The sequence below is a fragment of the Bacteroidota bacterium genome (genome assembly GCA_016194975.1).
Lineage (GTDB): Bacteria > Bacteroidota > Bacteroidia > Palsa-965 > Palsa-965.
Window position 1 is genome coordinate 39,491 of record JACQAM010000028.1, and the last position, 11,949, is coordinate 51,439.

11 protein-coding genes are annotated in these 11,949 nt (G+C 43.6%); 5 read left to right on the top strand and 6 right to left on the bottom strand.

All coding sequences use genetic code 11. From position 1 onward, the window contains the following. Positions 1-103: 103 nt before the first annotated feature. The 5 genes from HY064_17415 to dacB form a co-directional block, all read right to left on the bottom strand. Positions 104-733, bottom strand: a complete 630-nt coding sequence (locus HY064_17415) for a hypothetical protein (protein MBI3512442.1) — start codon at positions 731-733, stop codon at positions 104-106. A 152-nt stretch (positions 734-885) separates the two neighbouring features. Beyond that, a complete protein-coding gene (locus tag HY064_17420) occupies positions 886-2,079 on the bottom strand; it encodes a beta-lactamase family protein (GenBank protein MBI3512443.1) in 1,194 nt (397 codons plus the stop codon). Between the two features lie 258 nt (positions 2,080-2,337). Beyond that, positions 2,338-3,186 carry a hypothetical protein gene (locus tag HY064_17425; protein ID MBI3512444.1) on the bottom strand — a complete coding sequence of 283 codons (849 nt, stop codon included), beginning with the start codon at positions 3,184-3,186 and terminating at the stop codon, positions 2,338-2,340. A gap of 94 nt (positions 3,187-3,280) precedes the next feature. Next, complete coding sequence (locus HY064_17430; GenBank protein ID MBI3512445.1) at positions 3,281-3,883, bottom strand: hypothetical protein; 603 nt, start codon at positions 3,881-3,883, stop codon at positions 3,281-3,283. 212 nt (positions 3,884-4,095) lie between these two features. After that, a complete protein-coding gene (dacB, locus tag HY064_17435) occupies positions 4,096-5,679 on the bottom strand; it encodes a D-alanyl-D-alanine carboxypeptidase/D-alanyl-D-alanine-endopeptidase (protein ID MBI3512446.1) in 1,584 nt (527 codons plus the stop codon). Between the two features lie 420 nt (positions 5,680-6,099). On the opposite strand from dacB, the gene HY064_17440 reads away from it, so the two are divergent. The 3 genes from HY064_17440 (at position 6,100) to HY064_17450 (ending at position 8,411) form a co-directional block, all read left to right on the top strand. Then, positions 6,100-7,146, top strand: a complete 1,047-nt coding sequence (locus tag HY064_17440; protein MBI3512447.1) for a hypothetical protein — start codon at positions 6,100-6,102, stop codon at positions 7,144-7,146. A gap of 168 nt (positions 7,147-7,314) precedes the next feature. Then, on the top strand, positions 7,315-7,875 hold the full coding sequence (locus HY064_17445) for a sigma-70 family RNA polymerase sigma factor (GenBank protein ID MBI3512448.1): 561 nt from the start codon (positions 7,315-7,317) through the stop codon (positions 7,873-7,875). A 164-nt stretch (positions 7,876-8,039) separates the two neighbouring features. Further along, complete coding sequence (locus HY064_17450; protein ID MBI3512449.1) at positions 8,040-8,411, top strand: hypothetical protein; 372 nt, start codon at positions 8,040-8,042, stop codon at positions 8,409-8,411. Between the two features lie 124 nt (positions 8,412-8,535). Here HY064_17450 and HY064_17455 read toward each other — a convergent pair whose 3' ends face one another. After that, positions 8,536-9,009 carry a T9SS type A sorting domain-containing protein gene (locus HY064_17455; protein MBI3512450.1) on the bottom strand — a complete coding sequence of 158 codons (474 nt, stop codon included), beginning with the start codon at positions 9,007-9,009 and terminating at the stop codon, positions 8,536-8,538. A gap of 29 nt (positions 9,010-9,038) precedes the next feature. On the opposite strand from HY064_17455, the gene HY064_17460 reads away from it, so the two are divergent. Continuing rightward, on the top strand, positions 9,039-9,785 hold the full coding sequence (locus HY064_17460; GenBank protein MBI3512451.1) for a hypothetical protein: 747 nt from the start codon (positions 9,039-9,041) through the stop codon (positions 9,783-9,785). 158 nt (positions 9,786-9,943) lie between these two features. Then, entirely contained in the window at positions 9,944-11,662 is a 1,719-nt protein-coding gene (locus tag HY064_17465; protein ID MBI3512452.1) for a T9SS type A sorting domain-containing protein, read from the top strand. Positions 11,663-11,949: the final 287 nt, after the last annotated feature.

Sequence of the window (11,949 nt, forward strand, 5' to 3'; positions counted from 1 at the left end):
ATGCTTTAGAACTGACCACTTATAAAATCTATCCTTCTCTTCGGTCGTGATGAATTTATCATTCGAAGCAGTAACAACTGTCAGTTTTATTTTTTCAGAGTGATCACCGCAAAATTTCCCTCACCACTTCCGCATCCATTTCATGCTCTCCCTCAAAACGGATATGACGCAGATCCGGCCTTAATTTTTTCATTTCCTCTACTTGTTTTTCTTCCTGCCCGGGAGAAACGTAACGATCATTTGATGCCGTAATAATTGTCACGTTCGTGCGATCCGGAATTTTTTCCAGAGAAAGATCCGGCGGAAAAAATCCGCAGTAAAGAATAAGTTCATCCATTCCCGATTTTCCCATCGCCGCCCAGCGTGAAGCCGTTGCAGCTCCCTGAGAAAATCCAAGAACGGAAATTTTTATTTCCTGCTCCGTTTCTCCCAACACCTCATCATGCACACAGTCGAGAAAAAAAACATAATCGCGGATATCATCGAGCCGGTCTTCTTTCGTCATCCACGACGCAACAACTTTTTCATGGCCTTTCGAATAAAAACGATGCAACCCTTCCGGTGCAATGATCAGTAATTCTTTTTTTACCAATGAAGAAAATTTTTCCAGGAACTCATCCGCCAATTGCGAATACCCGTGCAATACAAATAAAACCTGCTTCGTTTCGCTGTTCAATTCCCCGAGCGAAAAATAACGCGCTGTCTTTTCTGTTATCAGTTTGTTCTTTTTCATCGGTTACGAATTACGAATGAACTCGAATATGCGTATCACTGATTCTTCACTACTGATAAACACGACTGCCGCTGGCGCTTAAAAACTACTGCCTACTGCTTTCTGCTTTCTACCCCGCCGCTCCCGCTTGCAATCGGGATTCGTCGGGCAAGCTACGGCTTCCCGCCTTCTGAAACACTGTCCGAATCTTTTTCATCGACCGGCAACGGCATCACGTGGGCGCCGAGAATTTCAAGAATGGGCCGCGGATAATAAATTCCTTTGTTGAATTTATTGCAGAGAATAATGATCGTCACGTCATCAGAAATTCCGCGATAGAACGCCGAGGTATATCCATGCCACCAGCCATTATGAAAAACAGATTTCGCTCCATCGTCAAATGAAAGTATTCTCCATCCATAACCGTAATCCTGATTTTTCTTTTTCAGCAAATCGGGGCTATGGCCGGTGAATGCTTCCGCGAGCGTTTCTTTTTTCAGGATGCTACCGTTCTTCAACGCACGATCCCATTTGAAAAGATCTTCTACCGAAGAAAAAACGCCTTTGTCGCCCGCCACTCCATCGAGAAAATTATCCTGCCACCAGCTCCATTGTTTGAAATATCCTTTTGTTTTTCCGGGATGATCTTTTCCATCGGTGTTGATCCACGTATGCGTCATCTTCAATGGAATGAAAAAATTCGCCTGCATAAAGTCGCAGAATTTCTGTCCCGAAATTTTTTCGACAATACTTGCGAGCACTACGTAACCGGTATTGCTGTAATCAAATTTTTCCCCGGGCGCATGCGCGGCTCGCACATCCAGGCGCTTCATAAGCGCGAGCACACTGTCGTTCGTGTACACAGGCGGTTCATCGATCTTCTGCTGTCGAAAATAATTATCGCAGATGTTCGTGTACTTGTCCAACCCGGCGCGATGCGTGAGTAATTGTTCAATGGTAATTCCACTCCACGGAAAACCCGGAAGATATTTTTCAGGCGAATCGCTGTATTTCAATTTTCCCTGCTGCCTGAGCAACATGATCGCAGCTGCGGTGAATTGCTTGGAAACAGAAGCAAGTTGAAAAGAACAATCGAGTGTAAGTGAATCGCGTTGTTCATGATCGCGCCATCCGAACGATTTTTCGTAGAGCACCACTCCGCGCTGCGCGACCAGCACACAACCACTGAAAACGCCGTCTTTGAACCGATGCTGGAAAAAAGTATCGAGCTGCGAATGTTTCTGGTCGCCGTTGATCAGTTTGTAAATGATCGCCGTGCTGTCGATTGCCGGCGCAATTGTCTTGGGTTGTGCTGAATTACAACCTGCAAGGACCATGACCGGAATAAGGAAAAGAAAATTTCGCATACGGAATTTGCTTCTGCAAAATCAGGATAATTGTTCATCACTGGATCCATGGTGTCTTCTCGTTATTCACAGCCGGTTTTTAACAAGTAGGATCGTTTCGCAGATGAATTGCATTAAGATTTTTCAGGAGCCTGCCCGCCGAAACGCAAGCCCGTGCTTCGGCAGGCGGGCGCATCACTATCACTTTAATCAAATCATCAATAAAAAAACCTCCATGCAATGCAAGGAGGTTTTTTTTGAATTTTATTTTTCGCCGGATCATTCCACAATGATCACGCAGTATTTCGACACGCTCCAGAATTTATCTTTATCCGTGATCACGATCTTCGTGATCTTTCCATTCTCATTCGTGAAAGAATAAGAACTCGCCGGGTGCGTGGTCGCGAGAGTGGCTTTCTTCACTCCTCCAAGCGGAATTTCACTGATCTCGGTATAATCGACCTGCGTAAAATATTTTGTGTTCAGGTCATCCGAAAGTTTTTGTGTTTTACCAATACCGATGAATCCGCCTTCTTTGGTGAGTACGCCTTCGCTCGTCAGTGTTTTCGAATTACCATAAGCATAATAGGCGGTGTGAAGTTGCGTAGTCATCGCATCATTCTGCTGTTGCGTTTCCTGGTAATTCATCGAGAGATTACTCAGTTCGAGATTCAACGCCTGCAACTGGTCGCGCAATTCGGTGATCTCCTGCTCACGATCGGCCAGTTCTTTCGTCAGGTTGTCGATCGTGGTTTGCATAGAAGCAATTTTCAGATCGGCACTTTTCAGATTTTTTTTCGCGGCAGCAAGGCGTTGTTTGTTTTTCACCATCATATCGTAAATGGCGCTAATGTCATTCGTGATCTGGTCCTTGCGGCTGCTCACATCTCCGCCAGTCGTATCAGCAGTAATGATCTTTTCTTTTTTCTTGATCTCATCAAGATTAGTCTGGATATCATTCATGGCGCGGAAAAAAGAATCGAGCGCAGCAGCTTGCTTCGAGTTGACGCCGTTAAGATTTTCGTTAGCGTTGGTAAGACTGTCTTTCACCGGATCTTTTGCAGGTCCGTCGCTTGAACAGGAGAACCAGAACGGTGTAAGCAGCAGGAGAAAACATATTTTTTTCATAATGCGGTTTGTTTTTTGAAGAAACAAAGTTAAAAAAAACACGTAGCCGAAGGACGTGAATTTCGACAGCCAGCAGGAACTTTTCGTCCGTTTGTTAAGCTTTCACAAAAGCTTTTTTCAGGTGCTTGTAAGACTCCCTGATCTCCGCATAACGGCGCTGGCGTTTCTTCGCAAATTCCTCCTTCTTCACAGCAACTTTTGCTTTTGTTTTCGCGAGCATTTCCGAAAGATCATGTTTCTTATTCTCGAACTCTTCGAGCGCTTCCATTTGCCCGAGCGCATAATGAATGCGGATCACTTCCAGTTTGATGCGCATGGTTTCTATTTCATGCAACAGTTCTTCTTCAAAGCCGGAAGCTTTCTCCGCCGATTTGATTTTCCGTTCAAGCTTGTCCATCGATTTGCTGATCTTTTTTTTCTGCTCTTCAAATTTATCCCTGCTATCGGCTTTTCCGAGCGAAAGCTGCACTTGTAATTCATCCACTTCGGCACGAAGATCATTTGCCGCGCGGCGCGACTGCGTACCGATCTTCGCTTTTGCATTGTGAAGAAAAGAATTGAATTTCTTTTTCACTTCTTCGTATTTATCAGCGGCTTCTGCTTCACCGAGCGAAAGTTGTACCTGCAAATTTTCAATGCCGGTTGCTGCTTTTCTAAGCAATGTTGCGAATTTCTCGCCTGATTTTTCGTTTGCCATTTTATTCCGGATTTATTATTGAAACGAAATTGCTGCGGAAAAATCAAAATGATAATGACACCGGTCAAATGAAAGGATGATGGTGGTCACTTTTTCTATACAAGGAAACTTCGGGAGAAATGATTTGGCCTCTGTGAAATGGTTATGAGTTTTGAGTTGTGGATTTTGAGTAAAGCTTTTTCCTCCACTTCGTGAAACTCATAACCCATAACTCATTCCAGTTGTGCCATTAAAATAAATAATCTTTCAAATTTATCGCGCAGTTCATCTTCGCTCCACAAGGTATTGTTGCCGATCATTGCAAAACAAAGCATTTTTCCACTGCGTGTTTTCACATAACCGGCGTATGATTTTACCCGCGACATGGTTCCGCTTTTTGCATGGAGATTTCCGTCGGCTTCCGTTCCGTCGGCAAGTTTGCGTATTGTTCCTGATTCACCTGCGACGGGAAGTGATTTGTAAAATGAAGGGAACATTGCTGTGTCTTTCGCATACGTGCGCAGCATTTGCACGAGTTGGTGCGTGGTGATCGCATCCATGCGCGAAAGCCCGCATCCGTCTATCATGCATATTCCGCGCAGATCCACATTTCTCTGGCGCCAGAAATTGTAAACGATATTCACCGCGCTCGTTGTACTTCCGTAGCCGTTCACTTTCCACGCGATCGCACGCAGAATACTTTCGGCATAAAAATTCTGGCTCACCTGATTGGTGTGAAAAACAAGATCAGCAAGACTCGCGGATGAACACGACGTGATCACTTTTCTTCCTTCGGTTGCATCCGACTTCAGATGATTCAATCGCATCAAACGCAAAGTGGTTGCCGAATCGCGAATGCCAATTCCATATTCTTTCAATGACGATCTCAAAGTCTGCGCACAGAACAAAGCCGGATCGGGAATAGCAGCGCGCTCTTCATGATAAGCAGAAATTTCTCCGACAGCTGTTCTGTCAAACTGAAACGGCGCGCCAATTACATACGCATACGATTTTCCTATTGAGGAATTCACGATCACATTATTGTACAATTTCAATCCGGGAATGAACGGCGACATGCGGATGCTGGTTCCTCCGCCCGAAGGAGAAATCTGCATTGTGAAAATATTTTCGTTGATGTTCAGTCCGCACGGGCCCGTACCATAATCACTTTGCATATCATTCCATGTCCATCCGCCGGGAACAGGATCACGATCATAAGATTCTGCATCGCCTATCACGCAACCTGCAATGCTGTCGATGCCCAATCTTTTTATAGCGAGCGCCCAACCGTTCACTACTTTTTCCACACTGCCGCCGAATGTAGGACTGCCGAGTGTGGGATCGCCGCCACCGTGTATGTAAATATTTCCGTTGAGTGTTTTTGTTCCGGCATCAATAGTTCCATCGTATTGCAGCGTAGTGGAAAAACGGAATCCCGGCCCGAGAATAGAAAGCGCAGTTCCTGTTGTTACAATTTTCATCACTGAAGCAGGAAGCAATCCGCGGTCGATATCTATTGCGCAAATTGGTTTTTCACTATCCACATCAGCGAGATAAAAACTCCATCCGCCGCCGCGCATGTGCGGATCATTGTTCATTGTATCGAGAAAAGATTTTAAACGGCCGAGTGAAGAAGTATCGACAAGAACAATTTTTCCTGTGCTGTCTTTCTTCTGGATGATCTTATTTTCTTTTTGTTTGACGGGTGGCGTTCCATTGGTTGAAAAAGAAAGCATGGCGCCAATAATTCCGAGCGGAATAATAAAAAGTGCAGCGACTTGTTTTACCGTGAGCGTTTTATTGAGGAAGCGTTTCATGGAGGTACAAATTTACCCAGAATTCGCTATGCGCATGGGAAGATTACAGATTGTCAGGAATACAGATTACAGATTCAGGTGGATTTACAGACAATATTCTCCCACAAAGCAACCGAGTCCTGTTCGCTATGCGCATGGGAAGATTACAGATTGTCAGGAATACAGATTACAGATTCAGGTGGATTTACAGACAATATTCTCTCACAAAGCAACCGAGTCCTGGCTAAAAAAAACTTCGTCGGAAAAATATTGTATGAAGATTGTCTCTTGATTTTTTTAAGAATTTTCAAACCAAAAAAGTGTACTTTAGTCAATCAGCATAAATCATTTCCTGCAATTTAAAAGTTGGCACTGAACAAAAATATCTTTTCGCTATTCAATCTGACGCGTTCGGAATTTTTCGCGGTGGTTTTAACTGCTGTGATTATTTTTTACTGCGGAAAAATTCACAGCCAGGGATGCAGCGATGCCGGGCTTTGTTCATTCGGTTCTCTCAATCTTCTCGAATCGCGCTACGTGAGCATTCCTTATGACGAAGTAAAACTTTCTACAGTGGATGTGAACGATGTGGATATTTATGGAAACGTTATTGTTGATTCTGCAAATTCTTCTCATCCTTCAAACGGGTCGAATGTTCAAATCACGCAGAATCATATTCATGATGCTACTTCCACTAGCGTGCTTGCGAATTATGAATTCACTTCCTATTTCGGGATCGGCGCTGAAGATCATACGTTGATCTACGTGAGTCAGCTGGAAGGAAATTTCAGGATCAGAAAACGACTTTTTGCACAAGCGAAAATTCCTTATTACATCATCAACGGAAAACTGGCGAACACAAATGGATTGGGAGATGTTACACTGAGTATGAGTTACGTCGCTTTCAATAACGGAAAGTCGAGCTGGAGTCTTGCCGGCGGCGTGAAAATTCCAAGCAACAATTCTTCTTTATCCATCAATGGCCGTCCGCTGCCAATGGTTTACCAGACCAGTTTGGGAAGTACGGATCTTCTCATCGGAACGCGGATCGCTATTCACAAATGGGATCTTTCGCTGGGATATCAGCATTCCTTCAATGGAAATTCAAATCAATATCTGCACGATCATCTTTCGGCGGATAGTCTTGCTTACAATAAATATTTTGAATCGAATCAGCTCCGCAGAAATGATGATGCTGTTTTCCGTGTGAACAGAAAGTACACCGTAAAGAAAATGATGTTCAGTACAGGATTGCTCTGCATCTATCACATGCAGAATGATGATATCACGAATGCGTTTGGAGAAAGAGTGAAAGCTGTGGGTTCTCAGGGAATGACATTGAATCTTGACATCGCCGGAAGCATTCCATTGTGTAAGAATACTCAGCTTACATTCATTCTTGCGAAACCGCTTGTGCAGCGCTCGTATATTGGTGATGGATTAGCACGAAGCTTTGTTGGAATAATCGGGTTGAAGCAGAGTTTTTGAGCAGTTGCAGTTGTCATTTAAATTCAGCGTTTTCTTGCAGATACAGGACTGAAAACCGACAACTGAAAACCGGCAACTGGCAAACTTTTTCCCAACTTTGATAAAATAATTTTTCCGCCAGCGCGACTTCCCTCATAGATGAAGCAAGTGGCACATACTCCGATACTGATGGCAGCAGAGCAAAACAGGTTTCTTGAGGAAACAGTGAAACGCGAAAGACGCCGTCTGTTCGAATTCATCCGCAAGCGGGTTCCCGAAGATGAAGATGCTGAAGATATCGTTCAGGACGTTTTCATAGAGCTAACCGAGAATCTGCGAGTGGAGAATGTGATCGAAAGAGTTTCGGGATGGATGTATCGTGTGGCGCGCAACAAAATTGCTGATCTCTTTCGCCGGCGCAGAACGGAATCGCTCGAAGCGCGTTATGAAAGACTGAACGACGAAGGAGAAGAAGGCCTGGGGTTGAACGACCTTTTACCCTCTGCAGAGGCCGGGCCCGAAGCGGAATATGCGCGGCGCGTGATGATGAGTGAAATAATGGAAGCACTGGAAGATTTGCCGGAAGAACAGCGATGGATTTTCTGGGAGAATGAAGTGGAAGGAAGAACTTTCAAAGAACTTTCTGAAGAATCGGGAATTCCGCTCAACACTTTGCTTTCGAGAAAAAGGTATGCAGTTCTTTTTTTAAGAGATCGATTGAAAGAATTGTACAGTGATTTGAAAACGTAACAGGTAAAAGGTATTGGGATATGAGGGTATTAAGGTACTCGGAGCGTGGTAAACAATTTCAGACTAAATACCTCATTACCCTAATACCTCAATACCCGTGCAACTGAACATTGAAAAAGAAATAAAACTCAATAAAGAAATTAACCTTATTAAAACAAACTAACATGAAATGGATCTTCAAAGGAATATGTGTAGCGCTGGTAGCAACCGCCTTCATATTCGGACTCGGATGGGTAACTATGCATTTGTGGAACTGGATCATTCCCGGACTCACAGGATGGCACATGATCGACTACTGGCACGCAATGGGATTGCTGATCCTCTGTAAAATTCTCTTCGGAAGTTTCCGCAAAGGCGGATGCTGGGGCGGAAGATGCGGAGGCGGGTGGAGAAATCACCGTCATGGCTACTGGAGAAAACGCTGGGAAAATAAAATGGCGAACATGACTCCCGAAGAACGCGAAAAATTTAAAATGGGAATGAGCAAGTGCGGGTGGTATGATTGTGATGAGAATGCGGAAGGGAGTAAGCAGTAGGCAGTTGACAGTTAAAAGAAGACGTTCTTCAGAAATGAAGGGCGTTTTTTTATTGAAATTATAAAAAAAAAAATTTGAAGAGGAAATTTTAAAACACAAAACTGAAAACGGGAAACTGAAATCATCAAACTCCCGGCACACAGATCTTTTTCACTTTGAATCCCGCATTGCAATACACATTCAGGTAATAAATTCCTGCCGGTAATCCCTGCACACTCACCTGGAACTGGTAACGCAGTACATTCGGAAAAGTGGTGGAATAAAATATTCTTCCGAAACGATCGAACAACTGCACGTTCATATCGCCCTGGTTTTTCAATAAAGCATCCACGTAAATAAGATCGTAAGCGGGATTCGGCGTAAAATCAAAATCGACCGGTTCACAAATTCCATAGGAAAAATTCTGAGCGGAAATTCCATTGTTGCGTGCAAAGCAATCGTTGCGGTACGTTTTTCCATCGCATGCACACACGGGATCATAATGTGGGTCGCAATAAGCGCCGTTCTGAATGAGCGAACTGTCGACACATTGAGCAGCTAATTGTAACTTCCCGCAAAAGAAAAATACCAAACATGCAGCAAGCGCCGTTCTTATCATACACTAAAGATACGAAAGCCATGCTCAGGATGTTTCTCTTCTTCCTCGCACTCGCTGCGTGCGCCCCGAAAAATAATACGGATGAAAATGCAGTTTCAGACAACAGAAGTGCATTTGAAAAAAAACTTTCGAAAATGAAAGTTGCAGAAGTGGACACGCTTTACACGCACATCTGCGCACACCTCGACAAGAATAGATATGCGCTCGCTGAAAAATATGCCGCAGCTACAACCGATGCTGAAAAAAACACATTGCTCGGTAAGGCCGCACAATTATTGCTCACCACTTTATCCGATAGTATTTTTATTTGCTGGTACGGCACCGGGTGGGATTTCAACGGAACCACTACTTGTCCGCGACAGGGAAATATTGCCTGCGGATATTTCGTGACCACTGTTTTAAAACAATCGGGTTTCAACATCAAAAGAAATTTTCTTGCGCAACAGGCATCAAGCGTAATGATCCGTACTTTTTGCCCGGATGAAAAAGTGAAAACGATCACCAATAACCAGACTAAAAAAGTTTTCGATTACATGCGCGTGCAGGAGGACGGCATTTATTTCATTGGCCTCGACAATCACACGGGCTTTCTTGTAAAAAAAGGAGATGAAATAAATTTCGTGGATGCCGATTATGAAACGGGCGTCGATAAAGTGATCTGCGAACCGATGGAAGAATCTGCCATCATAAAGAATAACGGATTTTTTGTTCTTGGTGATCTCTTGCATTCGGATGAGACCATGGTGAAATGGCTGAATGGCGATGCGATCGAATAATCTTTGATGACAAATTCAACTTACCTCTATTGAAAAAAAATAATTCATTGCAAAAAATATTTCCCATTCCCGTGGCCTTGTCGTTTTTAATTATGACTGTTCTCAGCAACATCAGGAATTCTTGAAGTACATTTGCAGCAACCAAAACCTGACAAAAAATGAAACAATCATTACTTTCTTTCACATTTATTATGATGCTGGCTACTCCCGCATTTTCACAGTTGGGAAGAAACACTTCTTTCCCGCACAGCAACGAGCAGACGGTTACAAATTCTGCATTTCGCGCCAATCATTCTGCAATAAATTATTTTGCAGGAAGGCCCGTCGAATCAAACAAGCACAATGTAAGTGCATTGAGAACACCTTTCGATCCGCTGTCAACAGATGTGATCATCACTAATATTCCGGCAACGAATTTCAGGAATGTGAAGATCGCTGCTGCATTCAACGGATGGCTTTTCGCAGCGTATTCCATGAATGATGCAACAGGTGGCGGACTTGGTGCAGCTAAATCAACAGATGGAGGACTCACATGGACACCTTTCTTCGGTGTAACATCTGCCGGAATTGATTATCCTTCACTGGATCTTGTTGTTGCAGGAAATACAGTGGGAACTATTTCATTTTACATTGCCGGAATTCTTAATAATGGCGGTAGCTATTCGGCATGGGTTGATAAATTCAATGGAAATACCGGAGCATTCATGGGTGAAAATTTCAATGAAGGCAGCGCGAATACGATGTATGATATTGCTCTTGCAACTGATTATGTGAATCCCTCTTTTGTTTCTACCGGTTACAGCGTTGCAGTAATTTATACACGGACTTCCGCTCCTGCCGATTCACTTATCTATGCAGTTTCGGTTGACAGCGGCACAACTTACATTAACCGGCAGGCTGCATTCGCAACGTTAGCTTATTTGCGCAAAGCAGATATTGCTTATGGCTATTCTCCGAACCGGAACAACGGCCGTTATTTTGTAGCATTTGAATCGCGCGTTTTGTCAACGGACGATATCGGAAATGTCGGTTTCATTTATACTTCTTCTGATCCGACAACAACTTTCACCACTGCAATTTATCCCGATTCTGCAGATGCAGGAATGAGAGGCCTTATGCGTTATCCGAATATCGCTTGCGAAAATGATAATGTGAATGCAGATAGCGGACAGGTTGTTTCCATGATCACGGTCGACCGGAAATATTCTTCTACCGACTGGGATGCGCTGTCTCTTATTTCTCCGATCTCTGTGAATGCTACACTTTCCAACTGGCATCGACTTGATATTGACAATACGGTGAATACCGATGTGGAAGGCGATGTTACATTCTCCACTGCTAATTCCATGTTTGAAGTTACTTACTACGATTCCTCTCTTGCTAAACTTCTTCTTGTGAAAACAGGTTTGAATCTTACTTCAGCAAGCGCATGGACGATCGTCACTTCACAATACAATGATGTAACGACGAATCTCGCTGCTCCAAAACCACAGATCGTTGTGAGCGCAAATGATTCTGCTGCAAATCTTGCCTGGAATGCAGAAGGAATTTCCGCGCATGGCGTTCCTATGTTTGACAAAGAAGTGGTAACGGTTTCCGTTCATGATCTTGCTGGTGCATCCGGATTCGATAAACCCTTTCCTGATCCGGCGAATGATGAAGTGAATTTTAATTTCGATCTGAGAGAACAGAAAAATGTGAAACTTGAAATTTACAATATGCTCGGAGAAAATATTTCCACACTGGATATGGGAACTATCGCTGCCGGCGAACACCGCACTCTTGTTGATGTTTCTTCTATGGAAGCCGGAATTTATTTCTATCGTTACACAGCGGGAAAACAATTAGTGAGCGGAAAATTCACCGTTACTCATTGATCCCCGTACTATTTTTTTTTAAAGAGGGCCTTGTGTCCTCTTTTTTTGCGTTTAAAAATATCTTGCAGGAAAATGAAATTGCCTGGAGAGAGAAAAAATCAGAAACCATTAGAGGATGTTTAAAATTCATTTTTTGGAATTGTTATGATGCCATTTTTGTTCAGCCGAGACGCATTTTGCAGGCCATAGTGGAGCGACTACGACCAAGAAATGCAACCCCGCCTGCTAAAGGAAAATGGGTCGTGCGTGGGCGGGCAGGGAAGGATGGAAAAAAATGGCGCATAACA

Excerpts from the sequence above, each read along its gene's own strand:
- HY064_17415 (MBI3512442.1), bottom strand. The coding sequence starts at position 733 with ATGAAAAAGAACAAACTGATAACAGAAAAGACAGCGCGTTATTTTTCG.
- HY064_17460 (MBI3512451.1), top strand. The coding sequence starts at position 9,039 with ATGTTTCTCTTCTTCCTCGCACTCGCTGCGTGCGCCCCGAAAAATAAT.
- HY064_17430 (MBI3512445.1), bottom strand. The coding sequence starts at position 3,883 with ATGGCAAACGAAAAATCAGGCGAGAAATTCGCAACATTGCTTAGAAAA.
- dacB (MBI3512446.1), bottom strand. The coding sequence starts at position 5,679 with ATGAAACGCTTCCTCAATAAAACGCTCACGGTAAAACAAGTCGCTGCA.
- HY064_17445 (MBI3512448.1), top strand. The coding sequence starts at position 7,315 with ATGGCAGCAGAGCAAAACAGGTTTCTTGAGGAAACAGTGAAACGCGAA.
- HY064_17450 (MBI3512449.1), top strand. The coding sequence starts at position 8,040 with ATGAAATGGATCTTCAAAGGAATATGTGTAGCGCTGGTAGCAACCGCC.
- HY064_17420 (MBI3512443.1), bottom strand. The coding sequence starts at position 2,079 with ATGCGAAATTTTCTTTTCCTTATTCCGGTCATGGTCCTTGCAGGTTGT.
- HY064_17455 (MBI3512450.1), bottom strand. The coding sequence starts at position 9,009 with ATGATAAGAACGGCGCTTGCTGCATGTTTGGTATTTTTCTTTTGCGGG.
- HY064_17465 (MBI3512452.1), top strand. The coding sequence starts at position 9,944 with ATGAAACAATCATTACTTTCTTTCACATTTATTATGATGCTGGCTACT.
- HY064_17425 (MBI3512444.1), bottom strand. The coding sequence starts at position 3,186 with ATGAAAAAAATATGTTTTCTCCTGCTGCTTACACCGTTCTGGTTCTCC.